The sequence below is a fragment of the Shinella sp. WSC3-e genome (assembly GCF_945994535.1).
Lineage (GTDB): Bacteria > Pseudomonadota > Alphaproteobacteria > Rhizobiales > Rhizobiaceae > Shinella > Shinella yambaruensis.
Genome location: NZ_OZ000530.1, coordinates 1,226,124 through 1,250,977 on the forward strand (window position 1 = coordinate 1,226,124; position 24,854 = coordinate 1,250,977).

Sequence of the window (24,854 nt, forward strand, 5' to 3'; positions counted from 1 at the left end):
CTAAGCGAATCATGGCGTGTGCTGCGTGCGCCAGGGTCTCACCCTAATACGGAGAAAAAGAACAACTCTTTCCCAGAGGATGCAGCCTTATGGCCTCAACTCAGCCTGTCAGCCCTAATCGGGGCCGTATCAATTCCACGCTCCGGCAATTCCTCGACAATGAAGCCTCTGGCGGCATCCTTCTCATGGCCGTTGCAGTGCTCGCCATCCTCACCGCAAATTCGCCTGTCGCCGGGAGCTACTTCTCGGCGCTGCATGCCTATATCGGCCCGTTGAGCGTCCAGCACTGGATAAATGACGCGCTAATGGCCTTGTTCTTTCTGTTGGTCGGGCTTGAGATCAAGCGCGAGATGTTGGACGGGCAATTGTCGAGCTGGAGTCGTCGGTTGCTACCGGGGGCCGCCGCTGCTGGCGGGATGGCCTTTCCGGCATTGATCTACATTGCATTTAATCTCGGCGATCCTGCCGCCTTGCGTGGATGGGCAATCCCGTCTGCGACCGACATCGCCTTTGCGCTCGGTGTCCTGTCTTTGCTCGGGCCAAAAGTGCCGGCGTCGTTGAAAATCTTCCTCGCAGCACTGGCGATCATTGATGATCTCGGTGCGGTCATCGTGATCGCACTATTCTATACGACCGATTTGAACTTCGTTGCTCTCGGTGGCGCGGCTCTGGTTATCAGCGCTCTGATCCTCCTGAACAGGTTGGGTGTCATGCGCCTTTGGCTCTATCTGGTTCTCGGAGCTGTGCTTTGGGTGCTGGTGTTGCGCTCCGGCGTTCATGCCACACTGGCCGGCGTCATACTGGCGTTGACCATTCCTATTCGCCTCACGCCCGGGACGCCGGAAGCATCGCCCTCGGTTTCGCCGTTGCATCAGCTCGAACATGCCCTGCAAAAGCCTGTCGCCTTTCTGATTGTTCCCATTTTCGGCTTTGCCAATGCTGGCGTTTCCTTTACAGGCGTCACCCCTGCTGTCTTGATCGAGCCACTGACGCTCGGTGTGGCGGCTGGTCTCGTAGTCGGTAAGCTGGTCGGCGTGTTCGGCACCGTAGCCGCTCTGGTGCGGCTAGGTCTTGCCGATCTTCCCGCCGCCGCGAGCTGGGGGCAGACACTCGGCGTTGCGCTGCTGTGCGGAATTGGCTTCACAATGAGCCTGTTCATTGGCCTGCTGGCGTTTGACGATCCTGCGATGCAGGATCGCGTCAAGTTCGGGATTTTAGCCGGATCCCTAATCGCAGGGCTGGCTGGTTATGCGGTTCTTCGTGTATCAGACCGTCGGAAGGCGGCGTCGACGATAGTTTTGTAGGGAATATACTCCCTGTCGGGAGCGCCTCGAACGGATCATCGATCCATCAGGATTGAGCATCGCCTCGACGATTGCAGGTTCCTAATCTTCGCGCCGCGACGGTTAGCGTTATGAAAAGTTAGGGCTTGCAATCTGCCATGGCACTCACCGATCCGGACGAAGAACTTCATCTGACGATGTTGGCGATCGCCCGTCATCAACATCGTCGGGTATTTCGCGCAGGAAGCTTTGGCCTTGCTGCAGGCGCCGTCCGACGGTTTCGATGAAGCCCTCATAGCGTTCGCGGCCTTTTGCCTGTGCTGCTGCGTTTGCATCTCCCGGGAGCGGAGGTGTGACGGAAAGCCAGAAGCGTACGAATAGCGCCAGCGTCTCGGCAGTGATGCCGAGGTCGCGTTCAATGCGTTGAATCTGTCGTGTCATCCGATCGAGCCGTCGGGCTAAAGCGGCCTCGCGCTTGTCGGCGCCGTCCGGCGAGAGGAAGGAGGCTACAGCGGCCTCGACGATTGCTGAGCGCGAGATTTTCTTGCGGTCGGCGAGGTCGGCGATCTGGCGCAGCATGTCGGGTTGGAAATACACGTTCATACGGTCGCGCATGGCTCAGAGATCCATATTGTCGTTGGGGTCCATGGAGACCTGACGCGCGATGCCGCTCATCTGGCGGCGAAGCGCCTGGCGTTGACGCGCGGCATCCTCCGGCTCGTCGTCCAGCAGAGCCTTGAACTCGTCCGCCGGATTGGGTTCGGTCGTTTCCTTGACGATGGCGACGTGATCGGGAAGTTCCGGCTCGCGCCGCAGGCCACTGTTCGCCGCATCCTGTTCAGCCTTCTGAATCTCGGCCAGCAGGACGGCGTCCGGTGTCAGCAGCTTCAGCTCGGTCCATGCATCCTTACGTGTCGTGCGGCTGGTCGTGGCCGGGTCCGGTGGCAGCAGGACGCGCTCGGTGAAGCGTTTGTCCTCGAAATATCGCGCCTTGTTGGCCCGGATCGGCGGTGTTGCCGCCAGCATGACGATCTCATCATTGGGCGGAAGCTGCATGATCTCGCCGGGCGTCATGAGGGGGCGTGCAGTTTCCGAACGCGAGACCATCAGATGACCGAGCCAGGGTGATAGCCGGTGACCGGCATAGTTCTTCATCGCCTTCATCTCGGTGGCGGTGCCAAGCGCATCCGACACACGCTTGGCGGTGCGTTCGTCGTTGGTGGCGAAGCTGACGCGCACATGGCAGTTGTCGAGGATCGAGTTGTTGGCGCCATAGGCCTTTTCGATCTGATTGAGCGACTGGGCGATGAGGAACGCTTTCATGCCGTAGCCGGCCATGAAGGCGAGCGCGCTCTCGAAGAAGTCGAGCCGGCCGAGTGCCGGAAACTCGTCGAGCATCATCAGTACGCGATGGCGGCGGCTCTTGGTGTGCAGATCCTCTGTGAGACGGCGGCCGATCTGGTTGAGTACGAGCCGGATCAGCGGCTTGGTGCGGGAGATGTCAGAGGGCGGCACCACGAGATAGAGGGTCGCCGGACGCTCGTCTTCGATCAGATCGGCGATGCGCCAATCGCAGCGCCGCGTCACCTCGGCCACGACGGGATCGCGATAGAGACCGAGGAAGGACATGGCAGTCGACAAGACGCCGGAGCGTTCGTTGTCGGACTTGTTAAGGAGTTCGCGGGCCGTCGAAGCGATAACCGGGTGCGGGCCCGCTTCGCCCAGATGCGGCGTAGTCATCATCGCCGCCAGCGTCGTCTCGATCGGGCGCTTCGGATCGGACAGGAACCCGGCGACGCCGGCCAGGGTCTTGTCCTGCTCGGCATAGAGAACATGGAGGATCGCGCCGACCAACAGGGAGTGACTGGTTTTCTCCCAATGGTTACGCTTCTCCAGAGAACCCTCCGGATCGACCAGCACGTCGGCGACATTCTGGACGTCGCGCACCTCCCATTCGCCGCGGCGCACTTCGAGCAGAGGATTGTAGGCGGCGGATTTGATGTTGGTCGGGTCGAAGAGCAGTACGCGGCCGTGCTTCGAGCGGAACCCGGCGGTGAGTTGCCAATTCTCGCCCTTGATGTCGTGGACCACGACAGAGCCCGGCCAGGTCAGCAGGGTGGGCACCACCAGTCCGACGCCTTTGCCGCTCCTGGTCGGGGCGAAACACAAAACGTGCTCGGGGCCATCATGGCGGAGATAGTTGCGATCGAGCTTGCCGAGCACCACGCCATCGGGATTGAGCAGGCCTGCGGCCTTGACCTCCTGCGGCTTCGCCCAGCGGGCCGAACCGTAGGTCTCGATGTTCTTCTGCTCGCGCGCGCGCCACACCGACATGCCGATGGCGACCGCGATGGCGATGAAGCCACCGGACGCTGCGATGATCCCGCCCCTGGCAAAGACATCTGGAGCGTAGGCATCGAAGAAATACCACCACCAGAAGATGGCAGGCGGATAGTAGATGGGCACGCCGCCGAGCACGAACCAGGGCGTTCCGAGTTGCGCCTGATAGCCGAGTTGCCACGCCACGTACTGGGTCGCGCCCCATGTCGTGAACAGCACGATGAGGAAGACAACGAGTATCTGGCCCCAGAGGATTTTGGTCGCGGACATTACTTGGGTCCTTTCTTGTTGTTTGCGGAGGTCACAGGCCAAGCCCTCGTTGCCGGCCGAGGCTCCACTCGATGCCGCCGTTGCCCTTGGCGACGCCGGCAATGTGCTGGCCGAGTTTCTTTTCGAGCGGCGGGGTCCATGGCACGAGCTGAAAGCCGAGCCCGTTGTCGATGACGGCGAAGCGGCCGGAAGTAAGCGCCAGACGTTGACGATAGACCCCAGCAACATGCTCACCGGCCTGCGCCTTCTGGAACGGCAGTCCGGTCTCCGCCTGGAGTCTCGTAGCCACGGCATCGAGCTCGCGCTGACGAAGCGTGTTGAGGAGATCGCGCTGCAGGATGATGCGCTGGCCCTGGCGCCGCGCCAGACCCTCCTTGGCCAGATGTTCGGCGCGGGCCTTCATGGCGTCGCGGACCTCGGCGCCGAAACCACCCGTCGACATCGGCATGGCCTCGCGTTCCACAAGGCGATGATCGAGCCAGGTTGCCCCCGGCGCCGTGATCTGCCGATTGAGATCGAAGTCGGACCGGTTGGCGAGTACCAGCGTTGGTCGCCGATCGTCCTCTCCGCCGAAGCGGCGCACCTCGACGACGCCGCCGATGGGCGGGGAATGCTCGAAGGCTTCGATCCCCCGGAAGCGGACATGATGGGCGCGGCCGTCTGTGCCGTCGATCACGGCATAGGCTTCGCCGGTCAGCTCGTCATGCAGACCGCGGTCGACCAGGCGGCCGATGATGGGAGAGCCGGCACCGCCCCCGTCGATCACATAGTCGCTGAAGCCGCGGTCCTGGCCGCGCTCGGTGAAGGCGCGGTGCATGGTCTTGATGATATCGCCGCGCATGCCGAGATCGCGCAGCGTACGTTCGGCCTGAAGCCCGACGGTCCACTCGCCAGGAGAGCCTTGTTCCGCCAGCCCCATCTTTTCGAGATGCTGGAGCCGGCCAACAATCAGGCGGCGGAGTAAAGGATCGGATTTGCCATTGGCCTCGGGCCGCAGGTCGATGAAGCCGGTCTCGTCGGCGGCGATGCGGATCTCGACATCGAGGCGCGTCCAGCGCTCAGCGGTGACCTCCTTCTCCAGCGCGTTGCGGATTTCGTGTTCGGGCTGGGGGCCGAGTTCAAGCGAGACAAGATCCTCGGCGCGCGAGCGCAGGCCGCGGCTGATATAGTCGCGCGAGATCACCAGATCGGCGCCGCTCTGGTCGACGCCGCGCACCAACAGATGAACGTGAGGATTGTCTGTGTTCCAGTGATCTACCGCGACCCAGTCAAGCTTCGTGCCGAGATCGGATTCCATCTGGCTGACGAGATCGCGGCTGAACTCACGCAGGTCTGTCATCTCGCCGGCGTCTTCGGGCGAGACGATGAAGCGGAAGTGGTGCCGGTCGTCCTTACAGCGATCGGAGAAGGCGAGATCGTCGGCGCGCTCGTTCGTCGCGTCGAACATGACGCCGTTCTCCCCGTCGCGGCTGACGCCTTCGCGTTTGAGATAGGAAAGATGCGCCGACAGCGGCGCCGAACGAAACGACTTGCCCTGGTGGCGCACGACGCGTGCCTTGACGACAACACGGCGCGAGGCGCTGAAGATACGCGAGCGGCTGAAGCTGGTCCGGCCACGGCCGAAGGTCGAGTGACCGCGACTTGCCCCACGCTTGGCTGTTCGCACTTCGCCTGAACTGTGCCCCGCTTTCTTTGAGGCCCTCAGCACCTGGTTGATGAAGCTCTTGGGCTTGCCCGCGCGGGTGGATCTGATGCGCCCAGGGCGGATGCGGAAGTCGCTGTCTCCCTCGCTCATGAGAACGCCCCTTCAGAGAGGGGATTCCGGCATAGTGCCGGAAACAGCATTGAAATCGCTGAGCAAATCAGTAATCGCGGCACGCGACCCGACCGACCGGCACGCCAAAAGCCAAGCCATGTCAATGGCTTGCGAGAATTTGGCGATAGGCTTTTATCTCGCCGTCCTGCTGTCGTGCCCTTCCGCTCTCCCCTCTCTCCCGCATCGCCCTCTCCAGACAACGCCATGCCGCGCCATGCTGCGAACACCCTCATGGCTGCTCTCCTTCACCGGCACGGGCGAGGAAGAGGTCGCCGGATTGCGGAGCAATGGCGGTTTCATCGCGCTGCAAAACCGCAGCCGAAGTGTCGTCGGACTGCGCGGTGGATGTCGGTCGACCGGCATCCAGATTGCGCGCGGATGGCGTCACGAAGAGTGGCGCACGACGCCAGGCATTTGGATCGACGGCAGCGACGGCGGTGTTTCCGGATTGGCCGGGCGTCACGTTTCCGACGCCGATCATCGGCGCGAGCGTGGCGACATAGGCGCGGGTTTCGGCCGGGAGGGGACGGCCGGCGAGGTATTCCTCGTACCGCCCGGGACCGGCATTGTAGGCCGCGAGGAAGCCCGGCGATCTGTAGAGATCGTACATCTCGCGCAGATATGCCGTACCCGCCAGAATGTTGTCGCGCGGATCGAAAGGGTCATGGCCAAGGCGGTGGCGGATGCGCAAGTCTGCCCAGGTATCGGGCATGACTTGCATCAGGCCCATCGCCCCGGCCGACGACACGGAGCGGATGTCATCGGCGCTTTCGACGCGGCGCACGGCCCTGATCCAGTGCTCGGGGATGCCGAAGCGCTGCGAGGCTTCCGTCACGAAGGCGGCATGGGGATCGCGAGACGGTTGCTCGGCCGATGGCGCGGTCTGCGCCAGAACGGCGAGCGGCGGCGCCGCGGTGAAGGTCAGGCCGGAAAGGAGAAGGAGGATGATGCGCCGGGCAGCGCGAGGCCGCCCGGCTGACATCGGTGATGCGGGGCCGAAACGAACGATCCGCATGACCTATTTCCGCTCGCCGCGCTTTTGCGGGCGGCTCCAGTGCAGCGACCATGAGGTCGCGTCCGCGCCGTTCTGGAACAGGCGGGCGCGGACCGGCTGCGGGAAGCTGGGGGCATCGATCGTCAGCGAGAGATATTCACCGGCCTTCTCGCTGGACTCCGTCCAGGCCACCCCGATCTCCGGTCCATTGTCATCCGGGCCGAGATGGACGCGATAGTTCGGCGCGTTCTCGACCTCGGATGGTTCGACCGCAACGATGCTGATTTCGTACTGGATTGCGATGGTATGGATGCGGCCGACGAAGCCGGTTTTCTCACGGATGAATTCGCCGATCTGCGGCATGGCGGTTTCCTTTCTGATTGCGGTGGAGGTTGATGCGACGAGCAGCACGCCCGCCGAAGGCAGGGCATTCACCGCGTTGGCGCCTGCCATTCGAAACGGCCTTCGCCGTCCTCGTCGGTCCACAGGGGAACCGCACGGCCGATGACCGAACTCGCTGGGATCGGGCCGAAATACCTCCCGTCGAGACTGTCGTGGACGTCCCAGTTCATGAGGAAGACATCGTCCTTGGCGACGACCCGGCAGCCCTGCCAATCAGGCAGCGCGCGGCCGAAGCGGTCGCGCTCAAGCGCCGTTCCCATCTCCACGCCATCGATCGTGATCAAGGGGCCGGAGCGGCAGACGGTCTGCCCCGGAAGGCCGAGCACGCGTTTCAGGAGCGGCGTGTCGCGCGGCAGATATCCGCGGGTCGCGAGGAAGCTGGCGATCGGTTCGGGCGCATCGATCGCGACCAGATCGGTCACTTCCAGATGACCCGTGGCCTCGACAGAATAGAAGCCGATCGGCGTGCTGGCCGAGGCGTTCCAGATGAGTTTGGTAGGCGTATCGACCCACGTCGAAATCGCGATGGCGCTGGTCGCGACGAAGGTGGCCATGGCCCATTTGAGCTCGGTCATGGCGCGATCCTCCGGCGCTTCAGCCACGCCAGATGCTGGTCCCGCGTGTAGCTGCGCGGCTCTTGACCGGCGGTCAGGCGGTTGTGAACATGCCGCCAGTAGTCGGGCGCTGCGTCAGCCGGTTCGAGATCCATCGCCTCGATGGCGTCGATTAGTTGCAGGACGCGCTCGACGTTGGGCCAGCTCTCGGTCTTGAGCAGGATGTCGCCGCCGGGGCGCACGAAAGGCAACGTCTGATAGGTTTCGCCGGGCTCGATCGCGCGCACGATGTCGATGCGCGAGATGATCGTGCCGTAGTCGTTGGAGGCCCAGCGGACGAAAGCGAAGATCGTGTTTGGCCGGAAGGAAAGGACACGGCGGCGGCGATCGAGGATCGTTTCGCGTGCGTGCTCACCGAACCTGATCCAGTATTCGATCTGCTTTTCCACCCATGTCAGCTCGACATGGGTGAGACGGTCGGATGGTGCGGGCGACGGCATCGGGCCGCCGCGCATGCGGGGTGCCGCGATGCCGGTCATGATGGGTCTCCTGGTGGTTGGGGGAATTCGCGCGCGAGCAGCTCGCGCAACATGTCGGCGACGGTGACGCCGCGCTGGAAGGCAGCAATCTTGATGCGGCCGCGCAGGTCAGGCGTGACGTCGATGGTCAGCCGGGCGGTGTAGCCGGCGCTCGATGATGGCGCAGACGATGGGGCCGACGGGGATCGATCGGCGGCCTTGATCCATTGGTCGGGATCTGTCGGGCGGGCGGCGAAGCCGCGCCTATGTGGCGGCCTCGTCATGGCCTGTCTCCCGTCTCGAGCGGCAGCAGCGCTGTGATCCGGTCGGCGGCTTTGCGCGCCATCGCCGGATCGATTTCGCAGCCGAGATAGCGCCGGCCGGAGAAACGGCAGGCCTCGCCAGCCGCGCCCGATCCGGCGAACCAGTCGCCGACGAGCCCGCCCGGCGGGCAGCTTGTCCGGATGAGGATTTCGATCAGGCCGGAGGGTTTTTCGGTCGGATGAATGGCGCGGCTATGCGCGTTGCGGGCGTAGATGACCGAGCGCATAAGGCGCGGCCCGCCGTCCTCGCTGACATAGTGACCGGCTTCGATATGGCCGGTATGGGGTGGACATTTCTTGCGACGGACGGTGCGCGCGGTCGCGTCGGGCGTGGTCTGCACGACATTGTAGACCGAGCCCCATGGGGCGTCGCTGCGGTAGAACTGCACGACGAGTTCGTGGACGCGCTTGAAGCGGTCGGCGTGAAAGCCGGAGCCGTTTTGCTTCTCCCAGACGATCTCCTGGGCGCATTTCCAGCCGGCGTCGTCGAACGCGGCGGCTGTCGCCATGAAGCAGCGCAGCGAGCCGAACACCCACATCGAGCCGGATTGTCGCAACGCGGCCCTGGCGAGCGGCAGCCAGCCCTCGACGCGGCGATCCCAGGCGAGCGACGTGTCGCCATAGGGAGGATCGGCGAAGATCATGTCGAACGGGCCATGCGCCGGCATGAGGACACGGCAGTCGCCGGTGATGATGGTCTGCGCGAGGAGCGTCATGGCGCCAGCCTCCCCACTTCCGCGGCGAAGGCGGCGATCTCGCGGGCAGCCACACTGTCGTGCTCGGCCTCGAACACGAGGCGGCCGGATTGCGCCAGGTCGGCGAAGGCGACGCGCTGGCCGATGGTCGCCGACAGCAAGGACGGATCGTGCTCGGCAAGCGTCTCGGCCGTCTCGCGGGCGATGACGGTGCGGGCGCCGCAGCGGTTGAGCACGAAGCGGGCGCCGAGCTGCGGGCGATAGATGCGCGCCTCGGCGAGCAGCGCCAGCATTTCGGCTGACGCCCAGCCGTCGAACGGCGATGGCTGCACGGGGATCGGGACAAGGTCGGCGGCAAGCAGCGCCGAACGCATCAGCCCGGCCACACGCGGCGGCCCATCGATGATGACATGATCGGCGTCACGCGCGAGCTCGGGCGCTTCGCGATGCAGCGTGTCGCGCGCCAGGCCGACGACGCCGAACAGGCGTGGCAGGGCCTCGCGGCTGCGCTGCTGCGACCAGTCCAGAGCCGAGCCTTGCGGGTCGGCGTCGATCAGGGTGACTCGCTTGCCCTCACGTGCCCATTGACCGGCCAGATGCAGGGCGAGCGTTGTCTTGCCGACGCCTCCCTTCTGGTTGAGGAGCGCGACGATCATTGCGCGCCTCCCGGCTCATCGCCGAAAGACTGCCGCCGAGCTTCGGAAGATGAAGGGGCACCGTTTACGGATTTACGGAAAGACGTAAGGGGCGTATCATCGCTGGTGGGTGATGATTTGAGGTCCTTTTCGGGCCTCTCGGCGATGTTTTCCACATCGCGCGCGCGCTCTTCAAGGTTAGATTCTTTGTTATACTCTAAGTTAAGGGCGCGATTTCGTCTTTTATTTCCAGAGCTTATACCCTGTTTGGGTTCCCGATAGCACGAGCCTCCGGTTCCCGATAGCACGATAGGTCGGGTTCCTGATAGCACGAGGCCGTCCACAGCTTTTCCACAGGCGCCGGAGGGCTCGAAAGCAAGCAGCAGACGGCCGCCGACCGCGACCTCCAGAAACAGCGTGTAGCCGGGCAGCGGCTGGCGCTGGATGATGTTGCGCAGCTCGAAAGCGAAGCGCCTGAACGGCGACAGGCTGCCGGATTTCTGGTGCAGATGCCGGAAGTCGAAGCGCCAGCCATTGCGCTGCCTGCCGCCATGCTTGCGCACCAGGCGGTAGAGCCAGCGATCCAGGCCGCCGGTCAGGCCGAAATAGGTCCGGTCGATGGTGAGCACGAGCGCATCGTCGAGGACGGCGCGATAGAACCAGTCGGGCACGATCAGCTCGAGGCCGGCAGGCTTGCCATAGCGGTCGGTGCGCTCCTGCCATTCATTGATCCAGGAGAAGCGATGCCGACGGCCTTCTGCCGACTGGCGGATCGATGTGGCGACGGTGGTCGACTGGAGCCGATCGAGCGCGGCTTTCAGGCGCTGGTAGTCGCGCAAGCTGACGCCGCGGCCGATGAAGTTGAGAATTTCGTATGGCGTGGCGGCCATCAGGCGCGAGGTGCGCAAGCCCTTGTCGCGCGCCTCGACGATCTGGCTGGCGGCCCAGATCAGGATGTCCGCGTCCCAGATCGTGGCCATGCCGTGGTCGGGCACGGCCTCCACACGGATGGTGACGTCGCCCGCCACGAAATCGATCGGCGCGGTGCGGTGGCTCTTGGAGAGGGAGAAAAACGGATAGGCCATGAGATCCTGCGCGTCTCGTGGCGCGATGTCGCCGGGAAGCGCGTGGAACAGATCGAGCTGCCCGCGCTCCGGAGATGGGCGATGCCGCGCCTTCATTGAGGAGGAAACCGCAGGGATCAGCGGGCGTGACGGCCGGCATGTGCCGGTGCGGGCTCATGCCGTTTGGCGGGCAGGACACTGCCGCGCGGATCGGAGGTCGAGGTGACAGCGCCGCGGTCCGCCCAGGCTTCGAGATCGTCGATGGCGTAGACGACGCGGCCGCCGAGTTTGCGGTAGGCGGGGCCGGTGCCGTAGGTACGATGCTTTTCGAGTGTGCGTGCCGACAGGCTGAGAAACTCGCCGGCTTCCTTGGTGCGCAGGAAGCGCGGCGGCAGGGTCGCGAGATTGGTGGTCATGGTGGCCTCCGTGGCTTTCGCTGGAGCCGCTGGCGATCAGCGGCGGGACGAAGGCCACGTTGGCGAAGAAGAATTGCGAGGGGGGAGTGCGAACTTAGGGTGGCTAAAATCGCACACCCCTGATCGTATTGCCGGCTATTTACGGCGACGGTGGCGAAGCAGCTTGCGGTAACCGCCATCGATCATGGCGAAGCCGTCCTTGACCAGATCGAGCACGGCGTCGCGCAAGGCAGACGTCTTCCAGGGATCGCTGGCGACGCGCTCAACGCCAAAAATGGCTTCGGCGATCTCGCGGTAGTCGGCATCATTCATGCGCCCGTCGACGGCGCGCAGCATGTTCTTGAGACGGCGGCGTTGTTGAGCTGTCATGCGGGTATCCCGTGGAACGGAAAGGCCGTGAATGGCGCGCCACAGGCGCATTAGCGCCTGAATGCGATCGAGGCTATGAGCATCGAGCGGTATGACGGCGGCGATTGGTTGATCTGGTCTCAGATCGCTCAGCGCGATCAAATGCAGACGGCCGCTTTTGGTGAAGCCAGAGATATGCAGACCTTCGGCGGCAGCTCGCTGGAACTCCATGTCAATATCTCCGAGAACGACGGGGCCGGTCTGCACAAGTTTCGGTGCGGGACCGATATGCAGCACACTGGTGTCGGTTTCCGGGGTCCAGAAGATGGGCTGCTCGAGGGCGTTCAAGCTTGGCCGTGCGGGGAAATCGCAAGCCCCAGCGATTGCCGATCGCTTCGGTGTCGTTGTCCGGCCTCAGGGGCGCTTTGACGATCTTTGCATAGTCCCGCTGATAATCAGGATTGCGTCGCAAGCATTCCCAAGCGAGCGCGTCCACATCTACGTCGTCCCAGTAGTCGTATGGCGTTGATGATCGCCATCCTCTTGTATCGGGCATCATGATGATCCTCCCCGTGCAGCGAATACGCATACAGAGAGAATTGATTCCGGGGATTCGACTGCTTTGCTAGGCCGTGACCGGCAACTGGTGTTGCGTACCGGGCAACACACGGGTCAGTGTGGCAGGCCGCGCCTGAGTTGCCGGTAGCCGTGCTCGGTCATCCAGTGAGCGCGGGCCAGATGGCTGTCATGGACACGGCGGGCACGTTCGGGTTCCGCGATTGGGCAGATACCGAAAAGAACCTGGACGGCCTCCCCCCAGTCAGCGCCATCGGCTTCCGCATCGAGCAAGCGGGCATAGAGTTTGATGTGCTGGCGATCATATTCAGTGAGCGCCAGACTTGTCGGGGCATCGTCGAGGAAATCAATGGTCGTCATTAAAACAGCACGCAGGTCCTTCATTGGCGGAAGGCACTTTTAACCATTTCTACAGGAGGAAGGTGACAGTGAGGAGGCAACGCCCGTGAACGAGTGAAATTAATTGCGTCCGGCGGCTTCCTGTGCATCGACGATAATCACCCCTTCGTTGCGTCCCGAATTGATGAAGGCGATGCCTTCGGCTTCCAGGGCTCTGCGTATTTGATCGCTGGTGCTTTCATACACACGAAGGCCGCTTCCCGACTCCATGCGTTTGAGCGCGGTCAGCGAAACCTTGGCCTTGTCCGCGAGCATCTCCTGGGTCCAGCCCAGCAATGCGCGCGCGGCCCGTGTTTGTCGGGAGGTGATCATGCATGATCACCTCCCACCGGCACCAATTGTCACGCCAGAACTACGACTATTATAGTCGGAGTTAATCAGAAAGGCGACCCGGAATCGGTGTTTAAGGCTGTTTCATGCGGCGTGCGAACTCCGACTGATTCGGTCGTCTTGCGATTGGCATCGACAGACGTGACATGGCCGTGGGCGGAACAGAGGCTTTCCAAAGGAACCTCGACAATGCCTCATTCCCGCATCAGGAGGATTTGACTTTGAAGAGGGCTGGATGCGCACTTTCTCTATGGCGGGCAGATGCCTCACCGGCATCTGTGACTATGGTGGCGTTGATCGGTTGCGGATCAGCGCAGGAGAGGCTGGTAGCTGAGATGGACCTTGCCACGCCCAATGTCGTGATGGAGGCGGACCCGCTCCCGCCGTTCACCTATTGGGCGCCGGAGAGCGCCACGATTCGCAACCATCCGCGTATGGATGGTGTCTGGATCGCGGAGAGCGCCGATGGATCGCGCAGATACTATTTCGGCGATCAGTGCCGGGCGTCAGAATTCCAGCGTTTCGTCGGTCGGCCGCTCGATACACTTCCCGAAGAGCCGGTAGGCGCGACCTAGCGGGTGGCATGTTCGACTTGTGCCGTGACGTCGGATCTGGGCCGCGATCGGATAAATGTGGTCTACGACGAAGAAACGCGGGCGATCACCGAAATCTCCTGCGGATAGCGCCAATCACCGATGCCGCGAGCATCAGAATTGCCCGGCGGCTTGTGCCGCCGGGCTTCTGGCGTCCCGCTCAGAACGGGATCTCATCGTCCTCGATGAACTTGCCATCGTCGTTCTGGGTCTGCTTGGCCCGGCTGAGGAAGTCCACCGTCTCGGCGATGATCTCGCAGCCGTAGCGGTCGTTGCCCTGCTGGTCGGTCCACTTGGTGTAGTGGATGCGGCCGCGGACGAGAACCTTCATGCCCTTCTCGCAATGCTCCTGGACCGTCTTGCCGAGGCCATTGAAGCAGGTGATGCGGTGCCATTCGGTGTCCTGCACCCGATAGCCCTTATCGTCACGGACGACGCGGCCTTCGGAGTAGCGCGGGCGCGAGGTGGCCAGCGTGAAGTTGGTGATGTTGGTGCCGCCCTGGGTGGTTCGAGTTTCGGGGTCCTGGCCGATGTTGCCAGCGAGGATGACGATGTTCTGCATGGTGGTTCTCCGTTGCTTCATCCGGAGGGACCGTCCCTCCGATGATGCCCGGCCAAGACCGTCGGGAGATGCCTGCACTGACGCTCGCGTCAGCTTGACCCGTAAGGCCCGGAGTGGGGCGGGCAGTCGCGCTTGCGCGACAACACGGTCCGGAGCCGCGCGGGTTGCGGTCAGAAACCGAACGGGATTAGGGGATCAGTCAGGAGGAGGGATTGGTCCTTCAGAGAAGCTCAGGAAGGAGTCGACAGCAGACCCTTCGTCCTCACCAGCGACATGGGCCATCTAGGAGCCCTCTCCCGCCACGCTGGCGGTGTCGCCAATTTCAACACGCGGCCGACCACTTCGCGATCATCACTCAGTTCGGAGCGCAGTTGTTTCAGCGCAGGAGCGGTGATCGGGTGGACGCCGATTGAATGGAACCAGCGTCACTTCAACGGACGAGGCATCGTACCAGCTTGCGAGAAGGGCATGAAAGACCGACTGCCGACCGATCGCCAACTATGAACGAGACCAGCCATGACAGGGCTGACCAGTTGCCTGGGTGAGATCCGTCGCGAGAACTGGTGTCGCCGCCAGACAGGCCAAGGAAAAGCGGTGCGAGTCAGGTAAGGACAATATGGCTGATTATGGCCTTGCGATTGAACGAGGTGTCGGAAGCTTCGGTGCTGCGAGCCGCCGGGTCTTCTCGTGCAGGAGACGGATCGGATTTCAGCCGCGCGAGCAAAGTGGGGACCTCGGGTCCCATCACATGGCTGGCGATGCCCAGCCGGAAGCGCCGGCGTGTCGCCGATAAGCTTTCGATAGCGCGGGCATGCGCGGCCAGAAATTCGCGAGCTGACGGGATGAACATCTCGCCGTGAGCGGAAAGCCACGCACGTTCAGCGCGAAAAGACCGCCGTACCGAGGCCGTTGAGATTGGCCATCGCGGCGATGCCGACGATCAGCCCGCTGGTGCCGCAGAGCATGTTCAGAAGTATGGCCGAGTCGATGGCGTTCTTGGCAACGCCATGAGCGAGCGCATAGCCGGCGATGAAGGCAGGTATGGCGAAGGCGGCGAGCGCGATGAGGCGAAGGAGCGGGTTCTTCCCAAAGCCTAAAATGGCAATCACCAAGCCAATGGAAAGGAATGCGGCTCCGATGGCGGCGATGCCCGACATGACGAAACCGGCGTCAGCCGCGTAGACGTGCTGGAAGGCCGTGATTCCGACCATCACGGGCAAGGCGTAGATCGCGAAGTTGAATGCAATCACGCAGAGCGTGATCGAAAGGGAGATGGCGAGCAGGATCAGTGTCATGGAAGCCTCCACATGAAGGGTTGTGGGACACGACAGGCTGCCAGAGGATACGTTCGGCCTGCGACTAGGTTACTTCGCCGTTTCTCCAAGAATGGCTCGAATTGAGCCAGATGGTGTCTCGACAGTCAAGCAAAGGCGGCCGAACCCGCCGAGCGGCGGCGCTTTAAGCGCCGCCGTCGAACTTCATGACCGGGATGCCGAGCTTGCGGGCCTTATCAGCAAGGTTCTCCTGGATGCCCGTGCCGGGAAAGACGATGACGCCGACCGGCAGGACATCGAGCATGGCGTCGTTGCGCTTGAAGGGCGCAGCCTTGGCGTGCCTGGTCCAGTCGGGTTTGAAGGCGACCTGCGGAACCTTGCGGTTGTCGGCCCATTTCGCCGCGATCAGTTCGGCGCCCTTCGGCGATCCGCCGTGCAGCAACACCATATCGGGGTATTTGGCATGGACCTGATCGAGCTTGGCCCAGATCAGGCGGTGATCGTTGCAGTCGAGACCGCCGGTGAAGGCGACCTTGGGACCGGCCGGCAGCATCACTTCGGTTTCCGCCCGGCGCTTGGCAGCGAGGAAGTCGCGGCTGTCGATCATCGCCGAGGTCAGGTTGCGGTGGTTGACCATCGACCCTGAGCGCGGTCGCCAGGCCGATCCGGTGTGGCGCTCGAACTGCTCGGCGGCGACATCGCGGAAGAGTTCCATGCTGTTGCGCCGCTCGATGAAGGTCTGCCCCTCTGCCGTCAGGCGCTCAAGCTCGACGGACTTGACCTCGCTACCATCCTGTTCCCTCTGACTGCTGCGCTGCGCCTGCTCGTTGTCGTCCAGTTCGCGTTCGATCCGGGCGGTTGCGCGGTGGAAGAGATTGACAGTCCCCCAGAGCAATTCGTCGAGGTCGGGCTCGAGGCGGGTGTCGCCGAGGGTGACGATCAGGGCGTCGAAGATGTCGGCGACTGCGCCAGCGACTGTGTTGCCTTCGGGGAGCGGCCTTGGGTCGGGTTCATCCTGAAACGGGCGGTAGCCGTAGAGCTGTAGCTCGGTGAGGATGTGGTCTGTGGAAGATGAGGTGTGGACTGGCTCGAACCCTGTCTCGTCATATTCGGTCTGCATGAGGTGCTTCCTTCGTCGGATCGACCGCGCCCATCGCGGCCTTCATGGCGACGAAAGCCCATGGGCGAGACCGGCTGGCAGTCCTCGCGCCTTCGCGAGGGCCTTGATGGCCGGGTCCGGCTAATTTGTTTCGCGATGCAAAGGCGGGGCTGAGACGGGGTCCCCACGCGACCTGTCGCGTGGGGTGGCTTCCCGCCGGCGGAAATTAGCCGGACCCGGCCATTGCCTGCCTGGCTCGTTTGTGGGCCGCTCGCCCTCTCAAGAAGGCCGTGGGCTGCGGTCTCTCCGACACCTGTAGGAAGCGCCAGACCGGATATGGCAGGGACAGAAGACGGCTCTCCTTCCTCTGCCTTTCCTCCACCGACATCCTCATGCTTCCATGAAACGGCTGACGTCTTCAGGAGCGATCTGAACCCGTAAGGCCGCCCGTAGTGCATCGATGCCGTGGTGGCGCAGGTCCTCATTGAAGTCCCCGAGCCCCGGCGACAGGACAACCGCCTCGATCCCGACGCTTCTCGCCCGCTCGACGAGGCTGTCTCGCGCGCCATCTCCTGCCGGATCGAGATCACGCACGATATAGAGCCGCCGCAGCGACGCCGGGAACAGGATGGCAGCGAGGTGTGCTGCCGAGAGCGCCGCCAGCATCGGCATTTTCGGCAGACCCGAGCGTGCCGACAGCACGGTCTCAATCCCTTCGCCGGCCCCCAGGACATCCTGCGGCACACCGAAGCGGACGCCGTGCCCGAGGAGATGGCCCATCGCCCGCCGAGGGGTATCGACAGGGGCTTTGTCGCTGCCATCGGGCAGGAGCCAGGTGCGATGCGCGCCGGTCTGGACGCCGTCAAGGTCGGTGACGGCGGCGATCATCGCGGGCCACGTCTCGGTGGGGCCATGCCCCTCAGGCCGATAGTAGCAACGGGGGTGGAAACGAAGGTTTGCGGCGTCGTGCAAAGCCGTAATGCCGCGTTTCCGCAGATGCGTTTCCACGATTGTGCGCGCAATCGGCTGCGCCATGGCGAACAGACGCCGTGACGCTTCCGGCGATCCGGCTGGCGCCTTTCCCGGCCGGGGTGTGGGTTGCGGATCAGGGTCGGGTCTCGGCAGGCTGAGAAAGGAGCGGGCTTCCTCGGCGACGTCCTTGAAGTCGACAAGGCCGCAGCTTTCACGGATGACATCGAGCAGGTCGCCATGTTCGGCCGTCGCGGCGTCTGTCCATTTCCCCGCTGCGCCCTTGCCGGATTCCGGTCCGATCAGGCGCACGAACATCGAGCGGCCAGGAGTATTCTGGACATTGCCCACCAGCCAGTAGCGGCCCTCGCGATGACCGTTCGATAGATAGTGCTTGCACACCGCCTCGGCCTGCCGGCCGAGACGTTGCGCGAGTTCGGAGGCGTCGTGGCGAGCCATCTATGCCGCCTCCCGTTCACCGATGCGTTGAACGGGATAGCGGTCCAGGACTCTGGCCAGAATGGACGGACCGCTGGCGTCGGTCGGAATGAACATCCTGAGCTTCCACGAGATGATTTCGTGGAAGAGGCCGTAGGCCCGCAGGCGATCGCGCATCGTGTCGGTGAAACCCGACAGCTCGATGCGGTTCGCGCCCATGACCCGGCTGCGCCGAAGCTGAAGACCCTCTGTCAGATCGAGGATGGTCCTGCCGTCCATCAGCGCGGTGAACGCGTCGTCCGAGGTCAGCGTCGATGTACCGGTCGTCATGGCGCTCGCGACCCAGGCCGGGGAAACGCGGCGGCCGACGATGCGCTCGCCGTCATCGGTCTGGAGCCGGTAAACGCGAGTCGACTCGTTCGGCAGGCGTTTCCAGATCGGCAGCAGCAAGCCGCTCACGACGTGGATTGTGCTGTCGGCGAACTCCGGCACCTCGGCGACTTCGGCTGTCCAGGCCGATGCGAATGCGCCCTGATCGGCTTCGACCCAATGGGTCTCGCCCATCATCTTGACCGGAACGTTTTGCGCCTCCATCGGCCGGATCAGTCGAATGCGCCGTTCGATCTCGCCGTCGTCCAGCATGACGCTGGTGGTCGGGATCTGCACGGCAGCGCGGCCCGAGCGCTCATTGATGAGCAGCTTCGCGCGAGGATCAGCAAGCTGATCAAGCGCCTCGGTGAGCGTCACCGGACGGTTGCGCTCGCGCTGCGTGATGGTCAGCAGCCGGGCTTCGGCGCTAGTGGCGGGATGGACATGGATGGTCTGGCGGTTGGTGACGACGAAGCTCTCGGCGCGGAGCGTTTCCAGCCCGACATCATAGCTGCCGCTGGCGATGGCCCCTTCGATCTTTGCGTTGAGAAGCTGTTCGAACGCGGTGAAGAGCACGCCCTGCAGCTCGATGGTGAGCGCCAGGAGGCGGTTGAGGAAGGTGGTGATCGGCGGCAGCTCATCCTTGATGCCGGTATCGTCCATCAGCTTGAGGCCGGTGGCGTCCTCGAACGTCTGGAGCGAGCAACCCTCGACCTTGCCGCGCACCAGCAGGAGATAGAGCTGACGCAGCGCATCACGGGCATAGTGCGATTCCAGATTGTCCTCGGGACGGAACAAGCCCTGACCGCCGGTCTGGCGCTGGCCGCGCGTGATCGCGCCCAGCGTGTCGAGACGGCGCGCGATGGTCGACAGGAAGCGCTTCTCGGCCTTCACGTCGGTCGAGATCGGCCGGAACAGCGGCGGTTGCGCCTGATTGGTCCGATTGGTACGGCCCAGGCCCTGAATAGCAGCGTCGGCCTTCCAGCCCGGCTCGAGCAGGTAGTGGATGCGCAGGCGCTGGTTCTTCGCGTTGAGGTCGGCGTGGTAGGACCGACCGGTGCCGCCTGCGTCCGAGAAGATCAGGATGCGCTTCTGATCGTCCATGAAGGCGGCGGTTTCCGCGAGATTGGCTGAGCCGGCACGGTTCTCGACGGCGAGCCGGTCAATGCCGCCGGGGCTGGTCTTGCGGACGATGCGCCGTGAGCGGCCCGTTACCTCGGCCACGAGGTCGGTGCCGAAACGCTGGACAATCTGGTCGAGCGCGCCCGGAACGGGAGGGAGCGAAGCCAGTTTCTCGATCAGCTGATCACGGCGGGCGACGGCTTCGCGGCTCTCGACGGGCTGGCCGTCGCGGAAAACGGGCCGCGATGACATATTGCCCTCGCTGTCGGTGAAGGGCTCGTAGAGCTGCACTGGAAAGGAATGGGCGAGGTAGTCCAGGACATATTCCCTGGGCGTGATGTCAACGCGGACGTCGTTCCATTCCTCGGCCGGAAGCTCGGCAAGGCGACGTTCCATCAGGGCTTCGCCGGTCGACACGATCTGGATGACAGCGGCATGACCGTCTTCCAGATCACGCTCGATAGCGCGGATCAGTGTCGGCGTCTTCATGCTGGTGAGCAGATGGCCGAAGAAGCGCTGCTTGGCAGACTCGAAGGCCGAGCGGGCAGCCGACTTCGCCTGCCTGTTCAGCGTGCCGGACCCGCTATTGCCGCCGGTGATGTTGGCGGCCTGCATGGCGGCGTCGAGATTGTTATGGATGACGGCGAAGGCCCCGGCATAGGCGTCGTAGACCCGGGTCTGCTCCGGTGTGAGCTGATGCTCGATCAGTTCATATTCGACGCCGTCATAGGAGAGCGAGCGGGCGGTATAGAGACCGAGCGCCCGTAGATCGCGGGCCAGAACCTCCATGGCCGCGACGCCGCCGGCCTCGATCGCTTCGACGAATTCGGCCCTCGTCGAGAACGGGAAATCCTCGCCACCCCACAAGCCGAGCCTTTGGGCATAGGCGAGATTGTGTACCGTGGTCGCGCCGGTCGCCGAGACGTAGACGATACGGGCATTCGGCAAGGCGTGCTGAAGGCGCAAGCCCGCGCGACCCTGTTGCGAGGCGGCGACATCGCCCCTCTCACCCTTGCCACCTGCGGCGTTCTGCATGGCATGGCTCTCGTCGAAAATGATCACTCCTTCGAAGTCGGAGCCCAACCATTCGACGATTTGTTTGACGCGGGAAACCTTCTCGCCGCGCTCGTCGGAGCGTAGCGTGGCGTAGGTTGTAAATAGGATGCCTTCCGGCAGCCGTATGTCCTTGCCCTGCGGGAACCGCGACAGCGGCGTGACCAGCAGGCGCTCCATGCCGAGCGCCGACCAGTCGCGCTGCGCGTCTTCGAGCAGTTTGTCGGATTTGCTGATCCACACGGCTTTGCGCCGGCCCTGCATCCAGTTGTCCAGGATGATCCCGGCCGACTGACGGCCCTTGCCGGCGCCGGTGCCGTCGCCGAGCATGAAGCCGCGACGGAAGCGGACGGCATTGGGTGCATCGTCGGGCGCGGCCGAGACAACGTCGAAGGTCTCGTCAACCGTCCATGATCCAGCGAGGAAGTCCGCATGGGCTTCGCCGGCGTAGATGACGGTTTCGAGTTGGGCGTCCGACAGCAGGCCGTCGGTGACGAGGCTGGCGGGGAGACGCGGTCGGTAGCTCGGCCTGGGCGGCGCGACCGAGGCCATGGCGGCCGATTGCACGAGCTTGGTCGGGTGAGCCTGAGAACCGGAAATACGGATCGCCTGCAAGCCGTATTCTTCATAAATCGCATCTGTGATCCGGTCGGCCTCGGCAGGCGTCCAGTCTACGGTCTCATAGGCGAGCTCGACGCCTTCGGGTTCAGCGGCGGCGCGAACCGGCGCGGATACAGCGGCGCGCGCGAGATAGCCGCGAGCAGTGCGTGGGGCTGCCGGAGCGGCGACGGGAACCGAGATCGTGGCATCGACGGGCAATCGAACCGGGACGTGCTGTCCGATCCAGCCCACCAGGGTGGCGGCATCCGGAGCGATCCCCGGCGAGGCTGGAAACGCGGCCGGATCATCGGCAGGCAGCTTGTCGATGACGGTCAGGCGCGTGTCGATCGTCGTGCCGTGCTTGGCATAAACAGAGCCGTCGATGGAGGCGGTGAAGACCACGCGACCGTGTTCCTGAAGCCGGACGAAGGCGTCCCGCCAGGCCGGCGTGTCAGGGGCGAAGCTCGAACCGGTGATCGTCACGAGCCGCCCGCCATCGGCCAGGCGCGCCAGCGCCGAGGCGACATGGCGATAGGCGGCGTCCGCCACCCGGCCGGAGACGTTCGCCACGACCGAGAACGGCGGGTTCATCAGGACCACAGTCGGCACGATGCCGGGATCGAGATGATCGTGAATCTGGGCCGCATCGAAGCGCGTGGCGGGCGTGGCCGGAAAGAGGTGGGAGAGAAGATCGGCGCGGGTTTCCGCCAACTCATTCAGCACAAGCGATCCGCCGGCGATCTCGGCCAGGATGGCGAGGAGGCCGGTGCCGGCCGAGGGTTCCAGAACGCGGTCGGCGGGTGTGATGGCGGCGGCGCTGGCTGCGATCAGTCCGAGCGGGATCGGGGTCGAGAACTGTTGGAAGGTTTGGCTCTCTTCGGAGCGGCGCGTATGGGTGGGGAGAAGCCCGGCGATCCTGGTCAGCAGCGGCAGGCTGGCGGCCTGAGACCCGGCTTTGCGGAAAAGCGCCTTTCCGTATTTGCGTAAGAACAGGACGGTCGCCGCCTCGCAGGCTTCATAGGCGGTCTTCCAGCCCCAGGCGCCGCTGGCGTCGGACGCGCCGAAGGCGGCTTCCATCGCGCCTCGCAGGGCGAGAGCGTCAACGCGATTGCCGCGTTCGAGATGAGGGAGAAGGAGAAGCGCCGCCTGATGGATGGCGAGGGCCGTGTCAACGGCAGGGACAAACGCGGCAGCCGGAAGGGTTGCGGCGGCGGAAGCATATGACATGGGAAGAACCTCGGAGAGCGGGAACGGGATGAGCCCGGGCTGCGCTCTCTCTGGACCGCACAGGCTCAAACCCGTCCCGGCCTTCCTCTTCCTCTCAGGTGATCAGCGATGGTGGACGTGAAAAAGCGCCCCAACCGACGGGTGGGGCGCTGAGGGTTTTCATCCGAAACGGCGACCTGCTGATGTGAACGTATAATCGTTTGCCACGATGGTCTCGTCGACGGCGGAGTCCGAATTGAGATGTTCGTATTCGCATTCGAGCTGTCGATAGAGCCAACGGGCGAGATCGCGCATCGCCTCGGTCACCATTTCCTCGGCATCGGCTGTCATGTCCTGACAGGTTGGGCTATCGCGTTCGACCGAGATCGACATGCAATATTCGTGGTAATAGTGACCGCGATGCGTGGCCTCGGCGCGAAGCTGGTAGAAGTTGCGGCGCTGGACGGCTTGCAGGGCGTCGGCGATGCAGTGAAGCGCGCTGTCCTGAGGAGCATAGGACCGGATCTCGGCCGAAGCGTTCTTCCGGTAAGAATAATGCGCCTCGTAGCAGGCGCCATCGCCTTGTGACCAGAAGCCCCGGAACCAGATACGCGGCTCGTGCCGCACGCCGCCGCCCATGAGGCGGACGGTACGGGTCTTGAAGTTGATGCCGATGATTTCCGCGATGCGCTGGAAATCTTCGTACACGGCATCATACCAATCGTAATCGAACCCGCCATCACGATACCATGCGCGGGCCTTTTCTTTCGCCTCGTCCGAAAGCTCTTCGAGCCGATAGACCGTAGTTTCGATGATCTCAGGCATCGGGATCATCTCCGTCCAGCACGGCGGCAAGCCAGCCATCGGTATAGATCCAGTCCACCGTCTCACCGGTGGCGAGGTCGAGCACATGCGCCCCGCCTCCGAAACCATCGATCCGCGGCCTCGAACAAGTGTTGGCGTATTGCATGCCCCATCGCCCGGTCAGGCCAAACTCGGCGGCGCAGCGCATGACGAACCGGATGACATGCTCGGGATCGCCGGTCCCGTCATCGCGCATCCAGAGCTGCGTGCCGCCGTGCTCGGGCTGGATCGACAACAGGAAGCCGTCGGACGGGGGATCTTCGGCGGCGTTCTCGTCGCAGAGGGCATTGTAGAGTTCGAGTGCGCGCGCGGCGTTATCGGCGGTGCCGACGTCGAGCAGGCAGGAGAAGTGGGTGAAATAGTCGGCCATATCAGGCTCCTGAAACGACAAAGCCCGACGCGAGGCCGGACTGATTAAAGCGCAACCCGGTGTCGTTGCAGGGACCGAGATCGCCGCGCGAAACGCGGAGCGCGGCAAGAGCGATGGAGTCTTCCGGCGAACCAGCCTCGCCAAGCGAGACGCTGCGGTCGCGATAATCGGCATCGGTGGCCCCGGCATAGCTGACTGTGCCGAGGCAGGAGATGCGCAACGGCAGCTTTTGCGGCCGCTGAAATCCGCGCAGCCCCTGGTCGGCGAGAATCCGCCCGATCGGGGTGCAGTTGGATTGGCTGGCATGGGTCATCTGGATCACTCCGCGACGGGCGCCAAGAGCCTTTCTCTCAGCATGCAACCCGTCACGGCCAAAGGCCCGACCTCTTCCTCTCATCTGAAGGCGTCCCACTCGGCGCCGTTCCCGGCGATGGGCCAACCATCGCAAGGAGGAAGGCCCGGACGCCTCCTGAGCGTTCCGGGCCGCCGGGAATGAGGCGCTTGCGCGCCTCAGCTCCATGGGTCGAGTTCCAGTTTCACCATCTCGTCGTCGCCGTCGAATTCGTCGGCGGGCATGGCGCCGTGGGTTCCGTCTCCGGCCTGGAACACGACGATCGAGACCATCAGCGTGGTGGCAAGGCTGGCGGCGAAGGCGGTGGCATCTGCGTAGGACATGGGTTCCGGCTCCTGTCTCTGGAGGCGGGGGACCATCCCCCCGCGCGACAGGCGCCCGAAGTGTCTGAACGGGTCTGCAATCACCCTCGCGCGTTCGGGCGTGTCCCGAATCTGCGAGGGCGGCACGCTCGCGTAAGCCGACCCTCCACGGGTTGATTGACAAAGAGACGGCTCAGACCAAGGTCAGCGAATGGAAGCGGGGGGTGGTGTTCTGCCTCTAACAGGATGCCGAAATCCCGTCGCAGGTGCCGCGCCCCGCCAGTCTCCATGCCGGTCTCAGCCGGGTCGGTGTTTCAGACCGGAGACGGAAACCAGCTCTACACGATATGGCAAGGACGGCGGACGCTGGTGAAACCGAAACTCGATCGGGGATGATGGTCAGCTCCAATGCCCTTCGGCGATCTCGCGGACGATCAGGGCGCGGGCCTTCAGCAGCAGGTCATCGCCACAGGTATCGATATGGCCATAGAACCGGGCGCGGGCACCGGACCGGCTCCAGTCGGCATAGTAGCAATATTCGCGGGCATCGATGCGGAAGGCCCGCAAATCCTCGGCCCAATGCGGCTTGGGCTCAACGACGACGGTGATACTGTCGCGCGTCTCCTCCCAGGGCAGCGACCGCTCGGCCGGGAGATTTTCGCGGTCGGTCCGAAAGATGAAGTCGATGTCGATGTGGTCAGCCATGACGACCTCCATA

General features: G+C 63.7%; 29 protein-coding genes. 2 read left to right on the forward strand and 27 right to left on the reverse strand.

Going from position 1 to position 24,854, the window contains the following annotated elements; all coding sequences use genetic code 11:
• Positions 1-89 precede the first annotated feature (89 nt).
• On the forward strand, positions 90-1,304 hold the full coding sequence (gene nhaA / locus AABF56_RS06220; RefSeq protein WP_272805291.1) for a Na+/H+ antiporter NhaA: 1,215 nt from the start codon (positions 90-92) through the stop codon (positions 1,302-1,304).
• A 144-nt stretch (positions 1,305-1,448) separates the two neighbouring features.
• On the opposite strand, the gene AABF56_RS06225 is transcribed toward nhaA, so the two are convergent.
• The 16 genes from AABF56_RS06225 to AABF56_RS06295 form a co-directional block, all read right to left on the reverse strand.
• Positions 1,449-1,898 (reverse strand): CopG family transcriptional regulator, encoded by a 450-nt coding sequence (locus AABF56_RS06225; protein WP_272805292.1) that lies wholly within the window; start codon positions 1,896-1,898, stop codon positions 1,449-1,451.
• A 3-nt stretch (positions 1,899-1,901) separates the two neighbouring features.
• The gene (locus AABF56_RS06230) at positions 1,902-3,893 is read right to left on the reverse strand and encodes a conjugal transfer protein TraG (protein WP_272807450.1); all 1,992 of its coding nucleotides are present in this window, start codon (positions 3,891-3,893) and stop codon (positions 1,902-1,904) included.
• Between the two features lie 31 nt (positions 3,894-3,924).
• Positions 3,925-5,688: a relaxase/mobilization nuclease domain-containing protein gene (locus AABF56_RS06235; protein WP_272805293.1), complete on the reverse strand. Its 1,764-nt coding sequence runs from the start codon at positions 5,686-5,688 to the stop codon at positions 3,925-3,927.
• 250 nt (positions 5,689-5,938) lie between these two features.
• The gene (locus tag AABF56_RS06240; RefSeq protein WP_272805294.1) at positions 5,939-6,724 is read right to left on the reverse strand and encodes a lytic transglycosylase domain-containing protein; all 786 of its coding nucleotides are present in this window, start codon (positions 6,722-6,724) and stop codon (positions 5,939-5,941) included.
• Between the two features lie 3 nt (positions 6,725-6,727).
• On the reverse strand, positions 6,728-7,156 hold the full coding sequence (locus AABF56_RS06245) for a DUF736 domain-containing protein (RefSeq protein WP_445190517.1): 429 nt from the start codon (positions 7,154-7,156) through the stop codon (positions 6,728-6,730).
• Positions 7,135-7,680 (reverse strand): S26 family signal peptidase, encoded by a 546-nt coding sequence (locus AABF56_RS06250; RefSeq protein WP_272805296.1) that lies wholly within the window; start codon positions 7,678-7,680, stop codon positions 7,135-7,137. Before AABF56_RS06250 ends, AABF56_RS06245 begins: the two co-directional genes overlap by 22 nt.
• Positions 7,677-8,198 (reverse strand): DUF2840 domain-containing protein, encoded by a 522-nt coding sequence (locus AABF56_RS06255; RefSeq protein ID WP_272805297.1) that lies wholly within the window; start codon positions 8,196-8,198, stop codon positions 7,677-7,679. The genes AABF56_RS06250 and AABF56_RS06255 overlap by 4 nt, the downstream gene beginning before the upstream one ends.
• Positions 8,195-8,461, reverse strand: coding sequence for a ribbon-helix-helix protein (locus AABF56_RS06260; RefSeq protein WP_272805298.1), 267 nt, complete (start codon positions 8,459-8,461; stop codon positions 8,195-8,197). The genes AABF56_RS06255 and AABF56_RS06260 overlap by 4 nt, the downstream gene beginning before the upstream one ends.
• Entirely contained in the window at positions 8,458-9,216 is a 759-nt protein-coding gene (locus tag AABF56_RS06265) for a DNA-methyltransferase (protein WP_272805299.1), read from the reverse strand. Before AABF56_RS06265 ends, AABF56_RS06260 begins: the two co-directional genes overlap by 4 nt.
• Positions 9,213-9,851 carry a ParA family partition ATPase gene (gene parA, locus AABF56_RS06270; RefSeq protein ID WP_272805300.1) on the reverse strand — a complete coding sequence of 213 codons (639 nt, stop codon included), beginning with the start codon at positions 9,849-9,851 and terminating at the stop codon, positions 9,213-9,215. The genes AABF56_RS06265 and parA overlap by 4 nt, the downstream gene beginning before the upstream one ends.
• Complete coding sequence (locus AABF56_RS06275) at positions 9,848-11,011, reverse strand: replication initiator protein A (protein WP_272805301.1); 1,164 nt, start codon at positions 11,009-11,011, stop codon at positions 9,848-9,850. Before AABF56_RS06275 ends, parA begins: the two co-directional genes overlap by 4 nt.
• A gap of 20 nt (positions 11,012-11,031) precedes the next feature.
• Positions 11,032-11,310, reverse strand: a complete 279-nt coding sequence (locus AABF56_RS06280; protein ID WP_272805302.1) for a helix-turn-helix transcriptional regulator — start codon at positions 11,308-11,310, stop codon at positions 11,032-11,034.
• A 135-nt stretch (positions 11,311-11,445) separates the two neighbouring features.
• Complete coding sequence (locus tag AABF56_RS06285) at positions 11,446-12,006, reverse strand: DUF2285 domain-containing protein (protein WP_272805303.1); 561 nt, start codon at positions 12,004-12,006, stop codon at positions 11,446-11,448.
• Positions 11,891-12,247 (reverse strand): transcriptional regulator domain-containing protein, encoded by a 357-nt coding sequence (locus AABF56_RS37755; RefSeq protein WP_443021093.1) that lies wholly within the window; start codon positions 12,245-12,247, stop codon positions 11,891-11,893. Before AABF56_RS37755 ends, AABF56_RS06285 begins: the two co-directional genes overlap by 116 nt.
• An 83-nt stretch (positions 12,248-12,330) precedes the next feature.
• Positions 12,331-12,594: a DUF2285 domain-containing protein gene (locus tag AABF56_RS06290; protein WP_272807451.1), complete on the reverse strand. Its 264-nt coding sequence runs from the start codon at positions 12,592-12,594 to the stop codon at positions 12,331-12,333.
• Positions 12,595-12,693: 99 nt separating this feature from the next.
• Positions 12,694-12,945 carry a helix-turn-helix domain-containing protein gene (locus tag AABF56_RS06295; RefSeq protein WP_272805304.1) on the reverse strand — a complete coding sequence of 84 codons (252 nt, stop codon included), beginning with the start codon at positions 12,943-12,945 and terminating at the stop codon, positions 12,694-12,696.
• A gap of 353 nt (positions 12,946-13,298) precedes the next feature.
• Here AABF56_RS06295 and AABF56_RS06300 point away from each other — a divergent pair, with 353 nt between their 5' ends.
• Positions 13,299-13,538: a hypothetical protein gene (locus AABF56_RS06300; protein ID WP_272805305.1), complete on the forward strand. Its 240-nt coding sequence runs from the start codon at positions 13,299-13,301 to the stop codon at positions 13,536-13,538.
• A gap of 178 nt (positions 13,539-13,716) precedes the next feature.
• Here AABF56_RS06300 and AABF56_RS06305 read toward each other — a convergent pair whose 3' ends face one another.
• From AABF56_RS06305 to AABF56_RS06355, 11 genes are all read right to left on the reverse strand, one after another.
• Positions 13,717-14,118, reverse strand: a complete 402-nt coding sequence (locus AABF56_RS06305; RefSeq protein ID WP_272805306.1) for a single-stranded DNA-binding protein — start codon at positions 14,116-14,118, stop codon at positions 13,717-13,719.
• A 601-nt stretch (positions 14,119-14,719) separates the two neighbouring features.
• Positions 14,720-14,968 carry a hypothetical protein gene (locus AABF56_RS06310; protein WP_272805307.1) on the reverse strand — a complete coding sequence of 83 codons (249 nt, stop codon included), beginning with the start codon at positions 14,966-14,968 and terminating at the stop codon, positions 14,720-14,722.
• Positions 14,969-14,996: 28 nt separating this feature from the next.
• Entirely contained in the window at positions 14,997-15,413 is a 417-nt protein-coding gene (locus tag AABF56_RS06315) for a hypothetical protein (RefSeq protein ID WP_272805308.1), read from the reverse strand.
• A gap of 163 nt (positions 15,414-15,576) precedes the next feature.
• Positions 15,577-16,512: a DUF2493 domain-containing protein gene (locus AABF56_RS06320; protein ID WP_272805309.1), complete on the reverse strand. Its 936-nt coding sequence runs from the start codon at positions 16,510-16,512 to the stop codon at positions 15,577-15,579.
• Between the two features lie 369 nt (positions 16,513-16,881).
• Positions 16,882-17,919 (reverse strand): DUF7146 domain-containing protein, encoded by a 1,038-nt coding sequence (locus AABF56_RS06325; protein ID WP_272805310.1) that lies wholly within the window; start codon positions 17,917-17,919, stop codon positions 16,882-16,884.
• Positions 17,920-22,269, reverse strand: a complete 4,350-nt coding sequence (locus tag AABF56_RS06330) for a strawberry notch family protein (RefSeq protein ID WP_272805311.1) — start codon at positions 22,267-22,269, stop codon at positions 17,920-17,922.
• 159 nt (positions 22,270-22,428) lie between these two features.
• Positions 22,429-23,073 (reverse strand): antitoxin of toxin-antitoxin stability system, encoded by a 645-nt coding sequence (locus tag AABF56_RS06335; protein WP_272805312.1) that lies wholly within the window; start codon positions 23,071-23,073, stop codon positions 22,429-22,431.
• Positions 23,066-23,482, reverse strand: a complete 417-nt coding sequence (locus tag AABF56_RS06340) for a hypothetical protein (protein ID WP_272805313.1) — start codon at positions 23,480-23,482, stop codon at positions 23,066-23,068. The genes AABF56_RS06335 and AABF56_RS06340 overlap by 8 nt, the downstream gene beginning before the upstream one ends.
• A 1-nt stretch (position 23,483) precedes the next feature.
• Positions 23,484-23,795 carry a hypothetical protein gene (locus AABF56_RS06345; protein ID WP_272805314.1) on the reverse strand — a complete coding sequence of 104 codons (312 nt, stop codon included), beginning with the start codon at positions 23,793-23,795 and terminating at the stop codon, positions 23,484-23,486.
• A gap of 197 nt (positions 23,796-23,992) precedes the next feature.
• Positions 23,993-24,157 carry a hypothetical protein gene (locus AABF56_RS06350; protein WP_162854490.1) on the reverse strand — a complete coding sequence of 55 codons (165 nt, stop codon included), beginning with the start codon at positions 24,155-24,157 and terminating at the stop codon, positions 23,993-23,995.
• A gap of 378 nt (positions 24,158-24,535) precedes the next feature.
• Positions 24,536-24,841 (reverse strand): hypothetical protein, encoded by a 306-nt coding sequence (locus AABF56_RS06355; protein ID WP_272805315.1) that lies wholly within the window; start codon positions 24,839-24,841, stop codon positions 24,536-24,538.
• Positions 24,842-24,854: the final 13 nt, after the last annotated feature.

Bases quoted from the DNA above. Each gene is read 5' to 3' on its own strand.
- AABF56_RS06300 (WP_272805305.1), top strand. From the start codon at position 13,299: ATGGACCTTGCCACGCCCAATGTCGTGATGGAGGCGGACCCGCTCCCG.
- AABF56_RS06275 (WP_272805301.1), bottom strand. From the start codon at position 11,011: ATGAAGGCGCGGCATCGCCCATCTCCGGAGCGCGGGCAGCTCGATCTG.
- AABF56_RS06250 (WP_272805296.1), bottom strand. From the start codon at position 7,680: ATGACCGAGCTCAAATGGGCCATGGCCACCTTCGTCGCGACCAGCGCC.
- AABF56_RS06295 (WP_272805304.1), bottom strand. From the start codon at position 12,945: ATGATCACCTCCCGACAAACACGGGCCGCGCGCGCATTGCTGGGCTGG.
- AABF56_RS06335 (WP_272805312.1), bottom strand. From the start codon at position 23,073: ATGCCTGAGATCATCGAAACTACGGTCTATCGGCTCGAAGAGCTTTCG.
- AABF56_RS06230 (WP_272807450.1), bottom strand. From the start codon at position 3,893: ATGTCCGCGACCAAAATCCTCTGGGGCCAGATACTCGTTGTCTTCCTC.
- AABF56_RS06325 (WP_272805310.1), bottom strand. From the start codon at position 17,919: ATGGCTCGCCACGACGCCTCCGAACTCGCGCAACGTCTCGGCCGGCAG.
- AABF56_RS06240 (WP_272805294.1), bottom strand. From the start codon at position 6,724: ATGCGGATCGTTCGTTTCGGCCCCGCATCACCGATGTCAGCCGGGCGG.
- AABF56_RS06280 (WP_272805302.1), bottom strand. From the start codon at position 11,310: ATGACCACCAATCTCGCGACCCTGCCGCCGCGCTTCCTGCGCACCAAG.
- parA (WP_272805300.1), bottom strand. From the start codon at position 9,851: ATGATCGTCGCGCTCCTCAACCAGAAGGGAGGCGTCGGCAAGACAACG.
- AABF56_RS06355 (WP_272805315.1), bottom strand. From the start codon at position 24,841: ATGGCTGACCACATCGACATCGACTTCATCTTTCGGACCGACCGCGAA.
- AABF56_RS06290 (WP_272807451.1), bottom strand. From the start codon at position 12,594: ATGACGACCATTGATTTCCTCGACGATGCCCCGACAAGTCTGGCGCTC.
- AABF56_RS06255 (WP_272805297.1), bottom strand. From the start codon at position 8,198: ATGACCGGCATCGCGGCACCCCGCATGCGCGGCGGCCCGATGCCGTCG.
- nhaA (WP_272805291.1), top strand. From the start codon at position 90: ATGGCCTCAACTCAGCCTGTCAGCCCTAATCGGGGCCGTATCAATTCC.
- AABF56_RS06320 (WP_272805309.1), bottom strand. From the start codon at position 16,512: ATGCAGACCGAATATGACGAGACAGGGTTCGAGCCAGTCCACACCTCA.
- AABF56_RS06350 (WP_162854490.1), bottom strand. From the start codon at position 24,157: ATGTCCTACGCAGATGCCACCGCCTTCGCCGCCAGCCTTGCCACCACG.
- AABF56_RS06330 (WP_272805311.1), bottom strand. From the start codon at position 22,269: ATGTCATATGCTTCCGCCGCCGCAACCCTTCCGGCTGCCGCGTTTGTC.
- AABF56_RS06260 (WP_272805298.1), bottom strand. From the start codon at position 8,461: ATGACGAGGCCGCCACATAGGCGCGGCTTCGCCGCCCGCCCGACAGAT.
- AABF56_RS06315 (WP_272805308.1), bottom strand. From the start codon at position 15,413: ATGACACTGATCCTGCTCGCCATCTCCCTTTCGATCACGCTCTGCGTG.
- AABF56_RS06225 (WP_272805292.1), bottom strand. From the start codon at position 1,898: ATGCGCGACCGTATGAACGTGTATTTCCAACCCGACATGCTGCGCCAG.
- AABF56_RS06265 (WP_272805299.1), bottom strand. From the start codon at position 9,216: ATGACGCTCCTCGCGCAGACCATCATCACCGGCGACTGCCGTGTCCTC.
- AABF56_RS06310 (WP_272805307.1), bottom strand. From the start codon at position 14,968: ATGTTCATCCCGTCAGCTCGCGAATTTCTGGCCGCGCATGCCCGCGCT.
- AABF56_RS06340 (WP_272805313.1), bottom strand. From the start codon at position 23,482: ATGGCCGACTATTTCACCCACTTCTCCTGCCTGCTCGACGTCGGCACC.
- AABF56_RS37755 (WP_443021093.1), bottom strand. From the start codon at position 12,247: ATGCGTATTCGCTGCACGGGGAGGATCATCATGATGCCCGATACAAGA.
- AABF56_RS06245 (WP_445190517.1), bottom strand. From the start codon at position 7,156: ATGGCAGGCGCCAACGCGGTGAATGCCCTGCCTTCGGCGGGCGTGCTG.
- AABF56_RS06305 (WP_272805306.1), bottom strand. From the start codon at position 14,118: ATGCAGAACATCGTCATCCTCGCTGGCAACATCGGCCAGGACCCCGAA.
- AABF56_RS06235 (WP_272805293.1), bottom strand. From the start codon at position 5,688: ATGAGCGAGGGAGACAGCGACTTCCGCATCCGCCCTGGGCGCATCAGA.
- AABF56_RS06345 (WP_272805314.1), bottom strand. From the start codon at position 23,795: ATGACCCATGCCAGCCAATCCAACTGCACCCCGATCGGGCGGATTCTC.